This is a genomic window from Pedobacter frigiditerrae (genome assembly GCF_032678705.1).
In the GTDB taxonomy this organism is placed as follows: Bacteria; Bacteroidota; Bacteroidia; order Sphingobacteriales; family Sphingobacteriaceae; genus Pedobacter; species Pedobacter frigiditerrae_A.
Genome location: NZ_JAVTSS010000002.1, coordinates 298,403 through 317,373 on the forward strand (window position 1 = coordinate 298,403; position 18,971 = coordinate 317,373).

An 18,971-nucleotide genomic window follows, 5' to 3' on the forward strand; every position below is an offset into this window, starting at 1 on the left:
TTATCTGTTAATAAAAGAGCGTTTCTACCTGTTGGTTGAGACGCTCTTTTATATTATTAGAATTTACATCGAATTATCATAGGCTTAACATTTGTGAGATTAATCATATTTTTTTTAAATTTTAATTTACACTTTTGTGTAGGTGAAATAATTAAACCATTGTTTTAGCCAAAAATTTACTTTATTGCACATCATGAGCTTTATTTTAAAACCTGTTGACACCGTTGAAACCATTAGCCCAGAAGATTTTAAAAAGAACTATCTGGATGCTAGGAAACCATTAATTATTAAAGGATTAACTAAAGATTGGCCAGCTCGTGAGAAATGGACAACCGATTATTTAAAAGAAATTGGTGGCGACATTGAGGTGAATTTGGTTGACAATTCTAAAGCAGACCCAACCAAGCCAATTAACGCTTCTATAGCAAGCATGAAGTTTGGTGAATATTTAGATTTGATTAAAAGAGAACCTACTGAACTTCGTATTTTCTTTTTCAACTTGTTTAAACATGTGCCAAGCTTAATCAACGATATTAAAATCCCTAAAGATTTAATGGGCGGTTTTATAGAAAGCATGCCTGCCATGTTTTTTGGTGGCTCTAACTCTGTTACTTTTTTACATTACGATATAGATTTACCGCATCTTTTCCATACGCATTTTGGCGGAAGAAAACACATCATTCTGTTTGACAACAAATGGAAAGAACGTTTATATTGTTTGCCAAATGCTACCTATGCTTTGGAAGATTATGATGTTGCAAATCCAGATTTCGAGAAGTTCCCTGCTTTAAAAGGAGTTGAAGGTTATGAGGTTTTCTTAGAACATGGCGATACTTTATTTATGCCAACAGGAATGTGGCATTGGATGAAATATGTTGACGGTTCATTCTCTTTAAGCTTAAGAGCTTGGGATGCATCTTTATCTAGAAAAGCAGCCAGTGTGTTTAATTTAGCCATAAAAGGTGGCGTAGACAGCTTAATTAAAATGGTTTTCAAAAAGTCTTATTCAGATTGGCGTGAAAAGAAAGCCGTTCAAATTGCAGAGAAAGCATTAAGAAAAGGACTTCCAAAATAATTAGAAAAGCACGAAAGTCCCTTTTGGGTAATTAGGAGCTAGAAAAGCAATTGAAGCGGGGCATCTTACAGGATAGCCCCGCTTTTTGTTTCAAGCTTTTTGTGCACTTTAAAAGTCATCCGATGAATATCGCCAGTCTGCAATATTCATCGGATGACTAAATTGGCAAAACAAAAATCTTTCCACGGCAATCGGGTTTATTTTACTAAAGCCTTTGCTACTATTAAAGTTTGCTGTCCCTCATTTTCCATTAAACCTGCAATCTAACACGTAACTTATTATTTGTATATTTCAGTTCTTAAACAAGAAAACTGAATGGCTAAAAGCATTAAAATTAATCAACAAGTTAAAACAGGTTTATATGCTGCCATTGTTGTGTTTTTAGCATATACAATGATTTTTGGTTTCAGAAAGTCGTTTACAGTCGCCACGTTTGACGGTTTAACCATCGCTGGCTACAGCTATAAAACCGTTTTGGTGATTAGCCAAATGCTGGGTTATTTATTAGCCAAGTTCTATGGCATTAAATATATTTCTGAGTTAGAAAGAACTGGTAGAGGCAAAATTATCCTAATGCTTACTGCGATTGCTTGGTTGAGCTGGTTATTTTTTGCCATTACGCCTTTGCCTTATAACATCATCTTTCTTTTCATTAATGGTTTCCCATTGGGCATACTTTGGGGTGTAGTATTTTCTTATGTGGAAGGCCGAAGAAGTACTGATTTCATAGGTGCAACCTTAGCCGTTAGTTTTATTTTCGCCTCTGGTTTTGTAAAGTCTGTAGGCGCTTGGCTAATGATTACCTATAACATTTCTGAGTTTTGGGTTCCTTTTTACACTGGACTTGTATTTTCTATCCCATTAATAGTTTTTGTTTATTTAATGGAAAAAATACCTGCTCCCAGTGCAGATGACATCAATCATAGGGCTAACCGAATTCCAATGTCTGCCATTGACCGCAAAAAATTTATTAAGGAATTTTTAGGCGGCTTAGTTGCTTGTGTAATTATTTACTGCTTCGCAACTATTTTTAGAGATATTAGAGACAATTTTGGAGCAGAGATGTGGAAAGAAATGGGCTATTTCAATCAAGCAGCAATATTTTCTAAAACAGAAACGCCCATCACATTAATTGTGCTTTTACTCATTGGAAGTATGGTACTGATTAAAAACAATTTCTTAGCCTTAAAAATTGCTCACATATTTATACTCAGCGGATTTTTGCTAGCAGGAACTTGCACAGTATTATTTAAACAAAATTACATCTCCCCTATTTGGTGGATGACTTCTGTAGGACTAGGGCTTTATATGGTTTACATTCCTTTCAATGCTATATTTTTCGATAGACTCATAGCAACATTTAAGTACGCAAGCAATGTTGGGTTCTTAATTTACATCACTGATTCATTTGCGTATGTTGGCAGTATTGGCGTTTTAGTAAGTAAAGAGTTCTTCAAAATAAAACTAAATTGGGTCGATTTTTTCTCGCAAAGTGTGGTGCTACTTTCTATTATTGGTAGCATTTTAACACTGTATTCTTTATATTATTTTGCTAAAAAATACCGGAAAATGAAAATAGCATAATCTGAATATAATTGTATGAGTTCCTAAACCCATTTAAATAAATAGTCTCCATCAAATTCGATTTCAAATTTCTCCAAAAACTCTAAATATTCATCTTTAAATGATATTTTTTGATGATGTTGTTTCTGATTTTGAATATAGCTTACTACATTACCCAATTGACTATGGCTGTATGAAAATGCTCCAAAACCTTCTTGCCATTTAAAGCTAAACTTTGAAAATTGTTTCTCGTTAATAAAAGTATTAGACGATTTTTTTATCTCTCTAACTAAATCAGAAAGATTACAAGTTGGCCTCATCGCAATTAAAATATGAATATGGTCTGGCATTCCATTTATTGCAATTAGTTTTTGCTCTTTGTTTTGTACGATTCCAGTAATGTACTTGTATAATTCATCTTCCCAAAAATAATCAATTAATGCATCACGGTTTTGAACTGCAAATACAATTTGAATATAGATTTGTGAATAAGTATTTGCCATAGTTTTTAATTCATTAAAAGTTATCAAGAGTAAGATATTTCCATTAAGCTGACGGATAAAAAATCATATCTAGAGCAATTTATTTGCTCACAGATTATCCCAGAGAGCCTGCCCCGAATCTTCGGGGGATAAAATATTTATAGCTATTGGTTTAGAGAAATATTCGACCCCAGCTGGGGTCGCACATCTTCTCATTATGCACATCTATAAATATGCGACCTCTCTGAGGTCTTAATTTTCTAACTAGAATGGTCTACCACCACTTTCCAAACGCCGTTAATTTTACGCAGCAACAAAGTAAAATAACCTTTCAGCTCTGCTTTTTCTTGCTTTACATTCCAACTGCCCAAAACAAAAGCTTTATCTTTCGTTAAAAATTCTACCTTTTTAATGCCGAAAGTTAAATATCCCATTGTTGCTTTATCTGGATACCCTTTTTTATAATTTTCCAAAGTCTTTTGCCAACCATAAGTCGGTCCGCTTTTACCAACAAACAAAAGACTATCGTTTTTCCAATAACCTTGCATATAAGCTTCCACATCGCCTTTGTTCCAATCTGCACGTTGCTTTTCTAAAACATTAAGTATGGCTTGTTTTTCTGTTGGCTTTTGAGCCTTTGCTACAATTGAAAATGCCAGTAAGACAAAAAATATGGTTGTTTTCATCAGTATGATTTTGTTTTTAATTGTGATGAAGCTATCATAATTTATTCATTGTTGTAAGTTTTTTTGCAAAATTATGATGGTTTCATAGCTAAATTTATACATTTAATCTATATGAAGAAAACCGTTGTTACGATTGGGGAAATTTTATGGGATGTTTTTCCAGAAGGTAAAAAGGCTGGTGGTTCATCTATGAATGTGGCGCTCCATCTACACAAACAAGGTTTAAATACAAAGTTTATTAGTGCCATAGGCGATGATAAAAACGGCACCGAGCTAATCGAATTTCTTGCCGAAAACAATTTTCCAATTGACTTAATCCAAGTTAACAACCTTCCTACAAGTACGGTTGAAGTAGAGTTAGACGAACAACATCAAGCAAACTACAAAATCAAAGAACCTGTAGCCTGGGATTCCATTGAACTTTCGAAGAACTTAATCTCTACAGTTCAAGCAGCGGATACATTTGTTTATTGCAGTCTAACTTGTCGCAATGAAAAAAGTAAAAACACTGTTTTATCCCTACTGCAATATGCGAAGCTGAAGATTTTTGATGTCAATCTGCGAGAACCTTTTTATACCATAGAAACACTTAAACTGTTGTTAAGCAAAGCTGATATTTTAAAAGTGAATGAACACGAATTGCTTTATTTAAAATCTGATTTGAAGTTATCAGGGAATACTGACGAACAGCTTTTAAAACAATTGAGCAACTTATACCAAATCGAAATTATTTGTTTAACTGTCGGCGAAAAAGGTGCTTATGTTTTACATCACGACAAACTTTATCATCACAAAGGGTATCAGGTAAAGGTTGCTGATACGGTTGGCGCAGGCGATTCTTTCCTCGCTACCTTTGTCTCAAGTTACTTAAACGGTTATCCAATGGACACAATATTAGATAGGGCTTGCAAAGTTGGTGCATTTGTAGCGTCTCAAATTGGTGCTAATCCAGTTTATGGAGACGAAGTTTTTAATTAGCCGACTTTAAACTTGAACTACGGTTTCGCGTTAGGGATTGTAAGGGTTTAGTGCCTTTTCGGCACCGCAGCGAAGCGAAGCCCTGAAAAGCCCGACCCTTGCGCAGCTTGGGGAACGCCCAATTCAGTTTTCAGTTGGCAGTTCTCAATTTTCAGTTGGCGGTTTGCAGTTCGCTTTGGTCTTTCAGTTTTTAGCTTTGGTCTCCCTAAATATGACATCAGGCTTAAAATACTCTAACGCCAAACTTTTAACTTCGGAATATCGTTTATTATAAACATGAGAGGATTCCAATTTTCTAAATTCTTACCTAATAAATTGCCGAGAGGTGGTTTTGATGAATTGCTGAAGCTTTTCACCGAACTACTAAATTATACCGCGGGTGATGCTGGAGAAACCCTAGCTTGGATGAATGAACTTGACAAGCAATATAAATTTACCAATAACGAATACGGGATGGGTGATTTTATTGACGACTTGAAAGACAAGGGATATCTGAAAGAGGAGAATGGCGAAGTAAAAATCACGGCTAAAACAGAGCAAACCATTCGTAAATCTGCACTAGAAGAAATTTTTGGCAAGCTTAAAAAAGCAGGCAAAGGAAATCACAATAGCAACATTTCGGGAATTGGTGAAGAGAAAAATGCAGACAGAAGAGAGTATTCATTTGGGGATAGTTTAGACCAGATTGACATGACCGCCTCTATTCAAAATGCACAAATTAACCATGGCATTGGCGATTTTACCTTAACCGACAGAGATTTAGAGGTTGAAGAAAAGGATTATAAAACACTTACTTCAACAGTGTTGATGATTGATATTTCACACTCTATGATTTTATACGGCGAGGATAGAATTACGCCTGCCAAAAAAACGGCGATGGCTTTAGCAGAGCTGATTAAAACAAAATACCCAAAAGACACCTTAGACATTGTGGTTTTTGGAAATGATGCTTGGCCAATAACCATTAAAGATTTGCCTTATTTACAGGTTGGTCCATATCATACCAACACTTTAGCTGGTTTAGAATTGGCAACAGATTTACTGCGAAGAAGAAAAACTCATAACAAGCAAATTTTTATGATAACCGATGGTAAGCCAACTTGCTTGAAAGAGAATGGTCGTTATTATAAAAACAGCATGGGTTTAGATAGAAAGGTTATTGGAAAAACCTTAAATATGGCGGCTCAATGTAAACGCTTAAATATTCCCATTACCACTTTTATGATTGCACAAGACCCCTATTTACAGCAGTTTGTAAGGCAATTTACCCAAGTTAATGGTGGCAGGGCATTTTACAGTTCGCTAACTGGATTAGGCGAATACATCTTTGAAGATTATATTAAGAATAGAAGAAAAACATTTAGAGGAAATTAGAGAAAGTCCGAAAGTCATTTGTCCGAAAGTCGGAAGATATAAAATAAAAACGTTCTAACCTCGGACTTCCGGACTTTACGGACTTACCGACTAAAAAAGATATATGCAAGCAACAACACTAGGTCAACTAAAGGCCAGCAATTATAAATCACTAAGTGTAAAAGACGAATTAAGAAAGAACTTAATTACACAATTACAAAATAAAGAGGCAGGCTTTGAAGGAATTTTAGGTTACGACGAAACTGTTATACCTGAATTACAAACGGCAATTTTATCTCGTCATAATGTTTTGTTATTGGGTTTACGCGGACAAGCCAAAACAAGAATTGCTCGTTTAATGGTTAACTTATTGGATGAGTATATTCCTTATGTAACTGGAAGTGAGGTTTTTGATGACCCTTTAAATCCCATTTCATGGTATGCAAAAAATGAAATTGCAACCAAAGGTGATGATACACCAATTTCATGGCAACACCGCAGTGAACGTTATACTGAAAAATTAGCTACACCAGATGTTACTGTTGCAGATTTAATTGGCGATGTTGACCCGATTAAGGCCGCTACACTAAAATTAACTTATAATGATGAGCGTGTTATTCATTTTGGTTTGATACCGAGAGCACACCGCAGCATTTTCGTGATTAATGAGTTGCCAGATTTACAAGCTCGTATCCAAGTAGCTTTGTTTAATATGTTGCAAGAAAAAGATATCCAAATTCGTGGTTTTAAATTGCGTTTACCTTTGGATATTCAATTTGTATTTACAGCTAATCCAGAAGATTACACCAATCGTGGTAGCATTGTAACGCCACTAAAAGATAGAATTGAAAGTCAGATTTTAACTCATTATCCTAAAACGATTGATATCTCTAGACAAATTACTTTCCAGGAAGCTAAGTTAACTGCCGAGCAAAAATTAATTGAGGCCGATGGTTTGGTGAAAGACTTAATAGAGCAAATTGCTTTTGAAGCTAGGAAGAGTGAATTTATCGACCAAAAATCTGGCGTATCTGCTCGTTTAACTATTTCTGCTTATGAGAATTTAATTAGTAATGCAGAGCGAAGAATGTTAATCAACAATGAACAATCTACTTTTGTGAGATTGGCAGATTTGAGTGGTATCATTCCGGCAGTAACTGGTAAAATAGAATTAGTTTACGAAGGGGAATTAGAAGGCCCTGCAAAAGTGGCGCATACTTTAATTGGAAAAGCTATTAAACATTTATTCGCAAGGTATTTCCCAGACCCAGAAAGAGCTAAGAAAAGCAAAACTGCCAATCCTTATACCAAAATTACAGAATGGTTTACAGAAGGAAATACCATAGAAATAGCTGATGATTTAAAATTAGAGCAATATAAAGATGCTTTAATGGGAGTTGATGGATTACACGCATTAGTTCAAAAATTTCATCCCAAGTTAAGCGAAAACCAAACTTACCTATTGATGGAATTTGTATTACATGGATTAGCAGAATTCTCTCAAGTAAGCAAAAATTACTTAAATAGTGGTTTTGGTTTTGCCGATATGTTTGATAGTTTATTTAATGTTGATTTAGAAGACGAGGATGAAGACGATTTTAGGTAAATGATTAAAGTTATAATCGATTAATTTGGTTAATTGAATAATCGTATAATTGCTAAATTTTTCACTGATATTTATTTCTAAATGACTGTTTTCCTTACGCTATCCATTATTACGGTACTGCTTTTAGCATTTGACTTTTACTGTTATAATGCTATAATTTCAGTTTTTAAAAATTGGAAGCCATCAACAAAAAACTTTTTCAAAATAACTTATTGGACTTATACCATCTTGTTAATTATAGGTGTTTTTTGCTCGGTTTATTTTAAAACTGTTTTATTTCTATCGCTTAAATCAATCATTTTAGTTGCGTTTTTCTTAACCTTTGTTTGCAAGGTTTGTATGCTGCCATTTTTATTGATAGATGATATAAGAAGATTATTGATAAAACTGAAAAAGAGTAAAACACCAAACAGAAGCAATAAAGAAGCAATTGCTGGCGAACCGATTAGTCGTTCTTCTTTTTTAGTAAAGGCTGGTTTAGTCAGCGCCGCAGTTCCTTTGAGCTCATTAAGCTGGGGTATTATTTCTGGCGCTTACGATTATCAAGTTAGACACGTAAAACTGATTTTACCCAATTTACCTAAAGCTTTTGATGGTATTAAAATGGGGCAAATTTCCGATATCCACTCTGGAAGTTTTTACAATAAAACTGCTGTTAAGGGTGGAGTAGAAATGTTATTAAAAGAAAAACCAGACTTCATCTTTTTTACAGGTGATTTGGTAAATAACTTAACTAATGAAGTAAAAGATTATCAAGATATTTTTTCAAAAGTAAAGGCACCTCTTGGCGTGTACTCATCATTGGGTAATCATGATTATGGCGATTATTATTTTGGAAAGGAGAATTCTCCTGCCAAGGTAAAAAACCTGCAAGACATGATTAAGGTTCATCAAATAATGGGTTATGATTTATTGATGAATGAGAATAGACGTTTAAAGGTTGACGGTGAAGAAATAGGAATTTTAGGTATCGAGAACTGGGGAACAGGCCGCTTTCCAAAATATGGTAAGATGGAAGAAGCTGTAAAAAACACGGAAGATTTGCCTGTTAAGCTACTGCTTTCGCACGACCCTTCTCATTGGCGTGGAGAAGTTTTAGAAAAGTATCCAGATATAGACACGATGTTTAGCGGGCATACACATGGGATGCAATTTGGAGTTCGCTTAAATGAAATGCAATGGAGTCCTGTACAATACATTTATAAAGAATGGGCGGGGCTTTACCAAGAAAAACATCAACAACTTTACGTAAATGTAGGTTACGGATTTTTAGGTTATCCTGGCCGTGTAGGAGTTTTACCAGAAATTACGATATTTGAATTGAAACGAGCTTAGCTATCCGCCTACCAATGATTAAAAAAGCATTCTTTTCTACCCTAGATTTCCTGCTTTTTAGCAATCTTTTTATTGCTTTTGGGGCTGTAGCCCAAGGTTTGGTTACCTATTACTTACTCAAGGTTCCTGTAGATAAATATGTTTTAATGTTTGTCTTCTGCTCAACAATATTAATCTATAATTTGAGTATGCTGTTAGCTAAGCCAAAAGAACCTCACAAATCACCTTTTAAAAGAGTTAGATGGATTTTCTCACATCATCGACTAACGATATCCATTACGCTAATCGCAGCACTTTGCATCATCCCTATTGGCTTATGGTATCTAAGTATTCAATCTCAATTATTAATGGGTTTTGTGGGAATTTTGGCCCTTGCTTATAATTTTCCTTTCTTAAAGTTAGATGATAAAAAGATTGGTCTAAGAAATATCCCAGGCATTAAATTATTTTTAATTGCCTTTGTTTGGTCCACTAGTTGTGTATTATTACCAATTGTTCAAGTAGAAAGCAATTATGGAATTGCTGTTTCTTTGAGCGAAACTTTATTATTAGTAGCCAAACGTTTTTTATTCATTTGTGCCATTACCATTCCTTTCGACATTCGTGATTTATATCAAGATAAATTATATGCCTTAAAAACAATCCCAGTTATTTTGGGCGAAAAAAAAGCCTGGATTTTCTGCCAAGCTTTGTTAGGTCTATATTTAATTTTACTCATTCTCTTTACAAAAAGCATCAATTTAGATGTTATCGGTTTGGCCTTAACTATTATCCTAACGGGATGGCTAATCTTTAAATCAAACTTAAAAAGAAACGAATATTATTATTTCTTCTTTTTAGATGGAACAATGATTTTGCAGTTCTTCATCTTATATTTAACACACGTTTTGGGCAATGGTCTTTTGATTAAATTTGGATTGTTGTAAGCTAGTTATCCATCCTTCCACCTTATCACCCTCATCCTTCCACCTTTCTTTATCCTGCATTAAATCGATATCCAATACCTCTAACCGTTTGTAACAACTGCGGATTATCTGGATTAAGCTCTATCTTTTTACGCAATCTTACAATGTGCATGTCAAGTGTACGGGTATTTACATCTGAGTTATAACCCCAAACTACCAACATCAACTCATCACGATTAATTACCTTATTAGGGTTACGCAAGAAGTATAACAATATTCTATTCTCTAATATGGTTAACTCTATCTTTTTGCCATCACGGAATAATGTATGAATATTTGGATGATGTTCCATGTTTCCAAAACGATGAATCTCAGAGCGGTCGTTGTTAATTAAGAACTTAACCTTGTTATCCAACATCGCTACTAAAACATCCATATTAAAAGGTTTTGTCACATAGTCTGATGCGCCAAAATTGTAAGCATCAATCTTATCTACATCTTGAGCTTTAGCCGTCATCATGATTACTAAACCTTCATAGCCAGCTTTACGAACTTCTTCACAAACTTCAGCTCCTTCTTTACCAGGAAGCATCCAGTCTAATAAAACAATATCTGGCTTTTCAGACATAATGGTATCAACAGCGGTAGCACCATCACTATTCTCTAACACTGTATATCCTTCTGCTTGTAAACGATGAACTACTAAAAAACGTAAGTTTTCATCATCTTCAACTATGAGTATTTTAATTCCTTTCGACATTTGTTTTTGTTTTAAGGTTGTAAAGTTGAAAGGTTGAAAGGTTAATACTAACGTTCCAACATTCTAACATTCCAACATTTCAATTAATTATTATAGGGTAGTACAATTTTAAATTCTGTTCCTTTATCTACAACACTCTTTACAGTGATTTCCCCGTCCATAAAATTAACGAGTTCTTTACAGAAAGCCAAACCTAAACCAACACTCCCATTTTGGTTATATCGGTTTTGAATGCGGTAAAACTTCTTAAAGATATTATTTATTTCTGATGATGGAATACCAATACCGGTATCCTTAAATCTTAACACCACTCTATCCTTAATCATTCGGGCAGAAATATGTAATTTCTTTTTATTTGGGGGCGAATATTTATAGGCATTTTCAGCCAAGTTATCGAATAAACTGCCTAGCAAAACCGGATCTGTAATAAAGGTTGTAAAACCTGACGTTTCATAGCTAATATCAAAATCTGGATGTTTTAGCGTATGAACTTCTATTGTACTCTCAATAAAATCAACAATGTTAATTTCATCTTGATTTAAAGTAATAGCTTTATTCTCAATCTGCGTAAACGCTAAAAGTTTATTCATTAAACCATTCAACTTATCAGCCTCTTCATCCAAAATCCTGCCATACATTTGTTGTTCTCTTTCAGACAAGCCCGAAGAACTTTTAATATTATTTCCTGCAATTTTAATAACGCTTACTGGGGTTTTAAACTCGTGGGTTAAGTTCGTCACAAAATCATACTGCAACTTAAACATCTTATGGTTAATATTTAAGTTTCTATAAATTAGAAAAGCGACCAAAACCAAAACACCATAAAACAACAATAATAAAGCTGCAATTGGCAAGAAATAACTAAAAATCTCCCTTTTTACGAATGATTTAGCTGAGATAAAATAGAGTTTATAATCTGAAAAGGCACCTCCGAGGGTAATTTCACCCGTTATATAATCAGAGGATGTATCTAAAGGGTCGTAAGTAACGGGGACAACACTTATTTTTTCATATAGCAATGGCCTAGTATTTTTAATCTTTATTTTATTTGGGTCTAACTCAAAAGAAAGCATATCTTGTTGATAAACTGGGTCCGTTGCTAATTTGCCTGCAATCATCTTCTTATAAACCTTCAAATCCTCAAAATTTGGAATATTGAAATAATCTATATGGTTAGACCTAATGTTTGTAAAGTTGCTAGAAAGTTGCTCTTGAGTTGGGATTTTTGCAGTATCTAACTTTTGAACATAAGTAATTAATTTTAACGAAAGCTTGTTAAAATCATCAATGTCTGCATTATTAATAACTTGATTTTCGCTAAAAAGTTTAATTGAATCCTTTGGTAAGGAACGGGCAAACTGGAACACACTCTTTGTACCAATAGAACAATCTCCATAACTTATTCCATTCTCCTCATAGTTGAGATTTTTTACTTGAGCATCATAAAAAACAACTTTTCTAACAAATGGATATTGTAATAAGATAGTGTCTGTAAATTTTGATGCCGTTGCTGAATCCAAAAAACCATTGTAATAAGAAATTTCTGGAAGTTTGTTGAAAAAGAAATCGTTGTAAGGTTTAATGCTTTCCTCTAAAACATTGGCTTTAGCTGATACAAAATCATTTTCGATATTCTTTTTGCTGAAGTTATAAGCCAAAAACAGAGAAAGCACAAAAATGATAGAAATTAAGCCAATAAAGGTTGCTATCAACGAAAAATTCTTGCGATAACCACTGTCTTTTTCTGAAACCATTTTAGTTTAAAGGTTATTTCTTTTTCAAATTACTCTCCAAGAATTGTTCTAAAGCGGTATAAACCTTCTGTCTACTTTCTTCCCTGTTTGCTGAGAACGGAGCATCATCTTTTTCAAGATAAGTTACATTAACCTTACGTTTCTTTAATTCTTTTACAAACTGTATAGCATCATTCGAATTAATTCTATGGTCTTTAATGTTTTGAGTAATAAAGATAGGGATATTAACCTTATCTGCATGAAAAACTGGCGATGCCTGCCTCATGTAATCAAACTCAGTATCAGGATTACCCACTATATCGTAGTACATCTGTAAGTTAGATTTCAAAAATGGAGGTATTGATTTAATATAACTCAGTAAGTTAAGCACTCCAGAATTTGATGCTGCACATTTGTATAATTTCGGGCTTTGTATCGCACTATTTAAGGCAATAAACCCACCAAAACCATTTCCATAGATAGCAATTTTCTGAGGATCAGCAATTTTTTCACTGATTAACCATTTCACCCCATCATCAATATCATCTTGTATTTTGCCACCCCATTGTTTAAAACCCGCAGCATAAAAATTCTTTCCATAACCAGCAGAACCTCTGTAGTTAATTTGCAAAACGGCATAACCTCTATTTGCAAAAAACTGCACTTCTGCATTGTAACCCCAAGTATTTCGCAGTCCAGGGCCGTTATGCGGCATAACAACAATTGGCAAATTCTTCGCAGCCTTTTTTAAAGGTAAGGTAAGGTACCCATTAATCTTCATCCCATCTCTAGTAGAATAACTAATTGGTTTCATTTTGCACATTTGTTCTTCCTTAATTGAAGAATTTATATCACTTAGTTTTTTTATTTTACCTGTACTTGCAATGTATAAATAGTACGATCCAGGATTACGATCGGTAAAGGTTCTAATTACAAATACGTTTTCGCTTTTATCTCTATCTAAAATTCTAGATTCTGTATTGGGTAGTAATTGATCTATCTTTTGGTAAAGGGGCTTTGCCTCATTATCTAAATAGTGTTTCTCCTTTTTCCAAGTTTCGCAAACCACATAGGCCATTTTACCCTTTTGTCTTGAGTATTGAGCATCAACAACGTTCAAGGTATCATTTGCAAACAGTATGCTGTTCTCCTTACCCGTAATACAATCTAATTCTACCAAAGCACTTTTATCCCTGTTCACATCAGATATTGCATAAATAATGTTTGGTTTGTCCTCTGCAAATGCAACAGGCATTAACGTGGTTTTAAAGTTGATGGTAAGTATGTCCTTAAATTTTTGGAATTCATTCTCACGATACCACAAAGTTTGATTTACACCATCGCTTGAAACGGCCATCCTTAATTTACCTTTTGAATCGGTCATCCAATTAGTAATATTACCCGGATTTTGAGCCGCCATAGACATATTTCCATCCCTTACATTTAAGCGATAAACATCAGATACAGTAGAATCTCGCTGATTGGAAAGAATCAATAAAAATTTATCGTCTATCAATTGGTCCTCTAAAACCCTAATCCTGCTTTTTGCATTAGAATTTAACTGCCTTTCGTTTGCTCCCTGTTTATCAATAATAAATAGGTCTGATTGAAATTTCTCGCCTGCTTTTTCTTTGTAATAAATCAATTCATTGTTACTAACCCAAGAGTAGAAGCTAATGTTTTTCTCTTTTAGATGGGTCAATTGTACTATTTTACCAGTAGAAATATCCTCAACAAAAAGATTTTGTTTCTTATTTTCCAATTTCAAATAAGAAATGCTTTTGCCATCTGGCGATATGCGATAGGTAGCCCTATCTTGCGATTTAAAAAAATCATTAACAGGAATAACCGCAACCTTTTCTTCCCTATTACAGGCAAAAAGGAATGCGCTCAGCATCATAAATAGAAATTTCTTAGTAATCGTCATAGTTATAGTACCGTACAAAAATACACAACCCTACTTGCTGATGGTAGTTATCATTAAGATTGTTACTTCCAGAAATTAGCATTGGGTTCTCAATGTAGTAACATTGCTTTTATTCAAATAATTTTATAAGTAACATTTAGAATACGCATTAACAATTTTCGTTATTTTAATAAAAACGTTTAAATGCTAGTGTAAATCATTAAATTTAAGCATTGGTAAATCATCCATTTCTAATGAAGAAATTAGTTTTAATTATATTTTTTAGTTTTTCATTCCTTCTTTTGAGCGCTCAAGACAATATGGATGAGGCATTAGCCTATCAATATTACCAGCAAGGAGAGTTTGAAAAGGCTGCCGTTTTATTAGAAAAACTATTTAATAAAACTAAAAACGACAGCTATTTTGATTTATATTTTTCATCTCTTATTAAGGTTAAAAAATATACTGAAGCAGAAACCATTCTTAAAAAATTAATTAAACAATACCCTCAAAAATCGCAATATGCAATTGCATTAGGTAGGGTTTATCAAGAAAATGGCCGCACTGCTGATGCTAACAAAATATTTCAAGAAGCCATTAATAACACGCCTAAAGACGAAAACAAATTTAGGGAAATGGCTAATGCATTCTATAGATTCGAGGCTTACGATATGGCAATTTCTGCCTTTTTACAAGGAAGAAAGATTTTTGGCGACGAACAGATGTTCCAATTTGAGCTTTTAAGCATTTATCGTTTTAAAAAAGACAAACAAATGCTGATACAGGAATACATTAATGTATTGGCAAGTACGCCTCAATTACTACCTCAGGCTCAAGGTGTATTAGCTTCTGTATTTGAAGACAATGCAGATTATCAATTATTGCAAAATGCGTTGTTAAAGAAAATTCAAAAAGACCCACAAACTGAGGTTTATACTGAATTATTAACCTGGCAATACATTCAGCAACAGCAATATGAAATGGCTTTGCGACAATTAATTGCTCAAGACAAACGAACCAAAGGTGATGGAAATTTATTGTTTAGCACAGCCTATACTTTCGTTTCAAACAAGGCTTACACAACTGCCATTAAAGCTTACGAATACATTTTAACCAAAGGCGATGAAAACGAACTTTATCTTGCCGCCAAAGTTGCTTTAATTAATGCCAAATATGAATTAGCCATATCTGGAAAATATGAGAAAGTGGCAATTCAAGCCTTGGCTGATGAATACTTGGAAGTTTTGGCAAAGTATGGAAGAAGCGGACAAGGATTAGTGGCGCTAAGGAAACTAGCAAATCTACAGGCTTATTATCTTAACGATTTAAAAAAGGCAGAATTAACCTTAGAAAGTGCCTTACAAACTTCAGGCATTTCACAAAGTGATGTAGCTCAAATAAAAATGGATTTAGGTGATATCTATGTCTTAACTAAACAGCCTTGGGAAGCCATCTTGGCGTATGAACAGGTTTCTAAACAATTCGACAATCAACCATTAGGTAATGAAGCCAAATTTCGTTCAGCTAGAATTTTCTTCTATGTAGGTGATTTTAATTACGCCAAATCACAAGCGGATGTTTTAAAGGCTTCAACATCACAACTAATTGCCAACGATGCTTTAAATTTAAGCCTTTTAATAAACGATAATTTACAAAGCACAAACGATAGCCTTGCACTTAAAATGTATGCTGATGCTGAAATGCTACAGTTTATGAACAAGCCTGACCAATCTTTAATTAAACTCGACAGCATCAATATTGCTTATTCAAATAATAGCTTAGCTGATGATATTTTGATGGCTAAAGCAAAAATATTTATCAAGACAAGTGATATATCAAAAGCAGAAACTATGCTAAAGGAAATTATCGCTAATCATCACGATAGCATTTGGACAGACGACGCCTTGTTTATTTTGGGTGATTTATATGATAAAAAATTGAATAATCAGGAAGAAGCTAAAAAACTCTTCCAACAATTGATGAATGATTATCCAGGCAGTATGTTCAATGCAGAAGCCAGAAAGCGTTTCAGAAATATACGAGGCGATAATGTAGGGACTTAAAAGTTGAGGCGGTAATTTGTTGAGTTGTAAATTCAACTTAACAACTCCACGCATCCACAACTAAACATTTATTATCTTTGCCCTATGTTATTATACAACGTTACAGTAATGATAGAAGATTCGGCTGCTGAGGAGTGGTTGCAATGGATGCAAGAAATCCATATCCCAGAAGTAATGGCAACTGGAAAATTTGTTTCCAATCGCCTCTTAAAAGTTTTAGATTCTCCTAACGAAGGCGTTACCTATTGCACCCAATATGTAGCTGAAAATTTAGCAGAATATGACGATTATCAAGCAAACTATGCTCCTGCTTTACAAGCAGATTTACAAAGTAAGTTCGAAAATAGATTTGTTGCTTTTCGTACCTTGATGGAGTTTGTGTAATATTTTGTCATTCCGAGTTTCGAGGAATCTAATATACAGAATTCTATAAAATAGATTCTTCGCTGCGCTCTGAATTACAAATAGCTTTATTGTTTAATCAAATCGTACAACTCATCCAATTTAGGTGAAAGTACAATTTCAATTCTACGGTTTTTACTACGGTTTTCTGCAGTGGTATTAGGATTTAAAGGTTGATATTGTCCTTTACCTGTGGCAGTCATTCTCACACTTTCTACCTTTTGCTCTTCCGTTAAAAAGCGAACTACTGATGTAGAACGAAGCACACTTAAATCCCAATTATCTTTAATCTGACCTAAGTTATTTATCTTCTGCGAATCTGTATGACCTTCAACCGCGATATTAATTTCTGGTTGTTGTTTCAATACTGTAGCCAATTGCGTTAAAGCTTGTTTTCCTTTTTCATCAATGATGATACTTCCAGAAGGAAACAATAATTTATCCGTTAATGAAACATATACTTTACCATTTTTAATTTCAACAGTTAAACCGTTTTTGGTGAAGCCTAATAAAGCTTCTTGTAATTTAGCTTTAAGCTGATTAGTAGCTTCATCTCTCTTACGAAGAATCTCCTCCACTTCTTTTAAGCGTTGCTCACGTTTTTTCAAATCATCAGACAATTTATTTAGATTGCCAGAAAGCTTATTAATTTCGGCAGAGCTGTTGTTACGCAGTTTTGCATAATTAGCTTCCATTTCATTATGCTGAGCTCTTAAATCAGCCAATTGACCATTTAAATCTGCTGTATCTTTTCTCAGACGAGTAATGCGTTGTTCTAAACTTTCGCCGTTTAATTGAGCTTCAGTTAAGGTTGAACTTAACGAATCTTGTTTTGCCAATAAGGCTTTATATTTTTTAGGTGATAAAATGACACACGAACTAATAGTTGATGCAATTAAAAGTATGGCAAGAGCTAAAAAGGTATTCTTCATTATTGTTGAATTGGTTAAATGTTTGAATTGGTTAACTGAATGATTGTGAAAAATCTTCACTAACCAATATCAGTGGCTTTTCTCAAAAATAGAACAAAAGGCTGAATAGTTTTAAAAGCAGTTATTAACTTATTAACGATTTCTGTTTTAAAAAATTCTTCGTCCTTAATTTTATAAATGGTAATAAAGCTTTTTAGTTTCAAAAAATCAATTTGTGGGTGATCAATGTCATAACCTTTAGGTGCATTTTTTAAGGTGTCTTCTTTACTTAATTTGTAGATACTCTTGAAATCCTTAGCGTTAATTATATCCAAAAATTCTGAAGTACTGTAGTCTATTTCTTCTCTAATGCTTTTTAAAACTGGCGCTTCTGGCTGCCAAAACCCTACGCCAAAAAAACAATTGTCTGGTTGTAAATGCAAATAGTAGCTAGGAGTACGTGGTCCATATCCTTTTACATCAAATGCAATTCCGTAGTTCTTTTTGTAAGGATCTTTATTCTTGCTAAAACGAACATCCCTGTAAATACGCATTAATGCTTTTTTAGGCTCAGTACTTGCAGAATATGCTGGGTCTATTGCTGCTAGTTCTTTTATCAACTTTGCTATAAACGGGAATAAATCTTCTTTGGCTTCTTCATACAAATATTTGTTCTCTGCAAACCATTCGCGATTATTATTTTCCGTTAAAGCGTTAAGGAAATCGAAAGTTTTTTTGTTTAACATCTTTGATGAATTTATTAGGTAAATGGCCAATGGACTATAGGCCATGGACTAATTATCATAATCTACTTTATACTTTATTTTGGGAGATAACCAATGTAATAATATGATACGTGAATATCGATAATTTAAGGGCGATAACAAAAGTGAACCTAAAAAAATTACACCAACATACAACCAGAGTGAATCAAAATCAAGTCTACCACCAGATAAATAATAAGTAGCGAATCCCGTGGAAATCATTTCTATCATGTTCATGGCATAGCTTACATACATCGCTGCATAGAAATAACCTGGTTCTATCTCAAACCTTAGGTTGCAGTGCGAACAACTATAATTGGTACGTTGAATATTAAAACCATAAATATTCCCTGTAAAAATAGCCCCCCTTCTGCATTGAGGACATTTACCTTTAACAAGGGCATAAAACTTACTTGTTTTCTTTAAGTCGTTGCCCATATTAGAAAAAT

General features: G+C 33.9%; 17 protein-coding genes. 9 read left to right on the plus strand and 8 right to left on the minus strand.

All coding sequences use genetic code 11. From position 1 onward, the window contains the following. Window positions 1-193: 193 nt before the first annotated feature. Together R2Q59_RS11945 and R2Q59_RS11950 are read left to right on the plus strand one after the other, a co-directional pair. Window positions 194-1,075: a cupin-like domain-containing protein gene (locus R2Q59_RS11945; RefSeq protein WP_316769193.1), complete on the plus strand. Its 882-nt coding sequence runs from the start codon at window positions 194-196 to the stop codon at window positions 1,073-1,075. 315 nt (window positions 1,076-1,390) lie between these two features. Next, window positions 1,391-2,659: a DUF5690 family protein gene (locus R2Q59_RS11950; protein ID WP_316785652.1), complete on the plus strand. Its 1,269-nt coding sequence runs from the start codon at window positions 1,391-1,393 to the stop codon at window positions 2,657-2,659. 23 nt (window positions 2,660-2,682) lie between these two features. On the opposite strand, the gene tnpA is transcribed toward R2Q59_RS11950, so the two are convergent. Both tnpA and R2Q59_RS11960 read right to left on the minus strand, forming a co-directional pair. Further along, on the minus strand, window positions 2,683-3,141 hold the full coding sequence (tnpA, locus tag R2Q59_RS11955) for an IS200/IS605 family transposase (RefSeq protein WP_316769197.1): 459 nt from the start codon (window positions 3,139-3,141) through the stop codon (window positions 2,683-2,685). Window positions 3,142-3,380: 239 nt separating this feature from the next. Beyond that, window positions 3,381-3,806, minus strand: a complete 426-nt coding sequence (locus R2Q59_RS11960) for a YybH family protein (RefSeq protein WP_316785653.1) — start codon at window positions 3,804-3,806, stop codon at window positions 3,381-3,383. A gap of 111 nt (window positions 3,807-3,917) precedes the next feature. Here R2Q59_RS11960 and R2Q59_RS11965 point away from each other — a divergent pair, with 111 nt between their 5' ends. The 5 genes from R2Q59_RS11965 (at window position 3,918) to R2Q59_RS11985 (ending at window position 10,004) form a co-directional block, all read left to right on the plus strand. Further along, on the plus strand, window positions 3,918-4,784 hold the full coding sequence (locus R2Q59_RS11965) for a carbohydrate kinase (protein ID WP_316785654.1): 867 nt from the start codon (window positions 3,918-3,920) through the stop codon (window positions 4,782-4,784). Between the two features lie 276 nt (window positions 4,785-5,060). After that, the gene (locus R2Q59_RS11970) at window positions 5,061-6,158 is read left to right on the plus strand and encodes a vWA domain-containing protein (RefSeq protein WP_316769203.1); all 1,098 of its coding nucleotides are present in this window, start codon (window positions 5,061-5,063) and stop codon (window positions 6,156-6,158) included. Between the two features lie 103 nt (window positions 6,159-6,261). After that, a complete protein-coding gene (locus R2Q59_RS11975) occupies window positions 6,262-7,743 on the plus strand; it encodes a sigma 54-interacting transcriptional regulator (protein ID WP_316769204.1) in 1,482 nt (493 codons plus the stop codon). Between the two features lie 81 nt (window positions 7,744-7,824). Further along, on the plus strand, window positions 7,825-9,078 hold the full coding sequence (locus R2Q59_RS11980) for a metallophosphoesterase (RefSeq protein ID WP_316785655.1): 1,254 nt from the start codon (window positions 7,825-7,827) through the stop codon (window positions 9,076-9,078). Between the two features lie 14 nt (window positions 9,079-9,092). Next, window positions 9,093-10,004: a hypothetical protein gene (locus R2Q59_RS11985; protein ID WP_316785656.1), complete on the plus strand. Its 912-nt coding sequence runs from the start codon at window positions 9,093-9,095 to the stop codon at window positions 10,002-10,004. 49 nt (window positions 10,005-10,053) lie between these two features. Here R2Q59_RS11985 and R2Q59_RS11990 read toward each other — a convergent pair whose 3' ends face one another. The 3 genes from R2Q59_RS11990 to R2Q59_RS12000 form a co-directional block, all read right to left on the minus strand. Further along, on the minus strand, window positions 10,054-10,743 hold the full coding sequence (locus R2Q59_RS11990) for a response regulator transcription factor (RefSeq protein WP_316785657.1): 690 nt from the start codon (window positions 10,741-10,743) through the stop codon (window positions 10,054-10,056). An 83-nt stretch (window positions 10,744-10,826) separates the two neighbouring features. Continuing rightward, a complete protein-coding gene (locus tag R2Q59_RS11995) occupies window positions 10,827-12,497 on the minus strand; it encodes a HAMP domain-containing sensor histidine kinase (protein ID WP_316785659.1) in 1,671 nt (556 codons plus the stop codon). Window positions 12,498-12,510: 13 nt separating this feature from the next. Beyond that, the gene (locus R2Q59_RS12000) at window positions 12,511-14,376 is read right to left on the minus strand and encodes a S9 family peptidase (RefSeq protein WP_316785660.1); all 1,866 of its coding nucleotides are present in this window, start codon (window positions 14,374-14,376) and stop codon (window positions 12,511-12,513) included. A gap of 260 nt (window positions 14,377-14,636) precedes the next feature. Here R2Q59_RS12000 and R2Q59_RS12005 point away from each other — a divergent pair, with 260 nt between their 5' ends. Then, window positions 14,637-16,445, plus strand: a complete 1,809-nt coding sequence (locus R2Q59_RS12005) for a tetratricopeptide repeat protein (protein ID WP_316785661.1) — start codon at window positions 14,637-14,639, stop codon at window positions 16,443-16,445. An 84-nt stretch (window positions 16,446-16,529) separates the two neighbouring features. Next, window positions 16,530-16,829 carry a DUF4286 family protein gene (locus R2Q59_RS12010; protein ID WP_316785662.1) on the plus strand — a complete coding sequence of 100 codons (300 nt, stop codon included), beginning with the start codon at window positions 16,530-16,532 and terminating at the stop codon, window positions 16,827-16,829. An 86-nt stretch (window positions 16,830-16,915) separates the two neighbouring features. Here R2Q59_RS12010 and R2Q59_RS12015 read toward each other — a convergent pair whose 3' ends face one another. From R2Q59_RS12015 to R2Q59_RS12025, 3 genes are read right to left on the minus strand one after another with little or no spacing between them, the layout of a single operon-like run. Continuing rightward, window positions 16,916-17,779, minus strand: coding sequence for a flagellar motor protein MotB (locus tag R2Q59_RS12015; RefSeq protein ID WP_316769221.1), 864 nt, complete (start codon window positions 17,777-17,779; stop codon window positions 16,916-16,918). 59 nt (window positions 17,780-17,838) lie between these two features. Continuing rightward, on the minus strand, window positions 17,839-18,504 hold the full coding sequence (locus R2Q59_RS12020; protein ID WP_316769223.1) for a DUF2461 domain-containing protein: 666 nt from the start codon (window positions 18,502-18,504) through the stop codon (window positions 17,839-17,841). A gap of 48 nt (window positions 18,505-18,552) precedes the next feature. Further along, complete coding sequence (locus R2Q59_RS12025) at window positions 18,553-18,960, minus strand: DUF983 domain-containing protein (RefSeq protein WP_316785663.1); 408 nt, start codon at window positions 18,958-18,960, stop codon at window positions 18,553-18,555. Between the last annotated feature and the right edge of the window lie 11 nt (window positions 18,961-18,971).

Bases quoted from the DNA above. Each gene is read 5' to 3' on its own strand.
- R2Q59_RS11960 (WP_316785653.1), bottom strand. From the start codon at position 3,806: ATGAAAACAACCATATTTTTTGTCTTACTGGCATTTTCAATTGTAGCA.
- R2Q59_RS12025 (WP_316785663.1), bottom strand. From the start codon at position 18,960: ATGGGCAACGACTTAAAGAAAACAAGTAAGTTTTATGCCCTTGTTAAA.
- R2Q59_RS12010 (WP_316785662.1), top strand. From the start codon at position 16,530: ATGTTATTATACAACGTTACAGTAATGATAGAAGATTCGGCTGCTGAG.
- R2Q59_RS11980 (WP_316785655.1), top strand. From the start codon at position 7,825: ATGACTGTTTTCCTTACGCTATCCATTATTACGGTACTGCTTTTAGCA.
- R2Q59_RS11950 (WP_316785652.1), top strand. From the start codon at position 1,391: ATGGCTAAAAGCATTAAAATTAATCAACAAGTTAAAACAGGTTTATAT.
- R2Q59_RS11945 (WP_316769193.1), top strand. From the start codon at position 194: ATGAGCTTTATTTTAAAACCTGTTGACACCGTTGAAACCATTAGCCCA.
- R2Q59_RS11965 (WP_316785654.1), top strand. From the start codon at position 3,918: ATGAAGAAAACCGTTGTTACGATTGGGGAAATTTTATGGGATGTTTTT.
- R2Q59_RS11975 (WP_316769204.1), top strand. From the start codon at position 6,262: ATGCAAGCAACAACACTAGGTCAACTAAAGGCCAGCAATTATAAATCA.
- tnpA (WP_316769197.1), bottom strand. From the start codon at position 3,141: ATGGCAAATACTTATTCACAAATCTATATTCAAATTGTATTTGCAGTT.
- R2Q59_RS11990 (WP_316785657.1), bottom strand. From the start codon at position 10,743: ATGTCGAAAGGAATTAAAATACTCATAGTTGAAGATGATGAAAACTTA.
- R2Q59_RS11970 (WP_316769203.1), top strand. From the start codon at position 5,061: ATGAGAGGATTCCAATTTTCTAAATTCTTACCTAATAAATTGCCGAGA.
- R2Q59_RS12020 (WP_316769223.1), bottom strand. From the start codon at position 18,504: ATGTTAAACAAAAAAACTTTCGATTTCCTTAACGCTTTAACGGAAAAT.
- R2Q59_RS12005 (WP_316785661.1), top strand. From the start codon at position 14,637: ATGAAGAAATTAGTTTTAATTATATTTTTTAGTTTTTCATTCCTTCTT.
- R2Q59_RS11985 (WP_316785656.1), top strand. From the start codon at position 9,093: ATGATTAAAAAAGCATTCTTTTCTACCCTAGATTTCCTGCTTTTTAGC.
- R2Q59_RS11995 (WP_316785659.1), bottom strand. From the start codon at position 12,497: ATGGTTTCAGAAAAAGACAGTGGTTATCGCAAGAATTTTTCGTTGATA.
- R2Q59_RS12015 (WP_316769221.1), bottom strand. From the start codon at position 17,779: ATGAAGAATACCTTTTTAGCTCTTGCCATACTTTTAATTGCATCAACT.
- R2Q59_RS12000 (WP_316785660.1), bottom strand. From the start codon at position 14,376: ATGATGCTGAGCGCATTCCTTTTTGCCTGTAATAGGGAAGAAAAGGTT.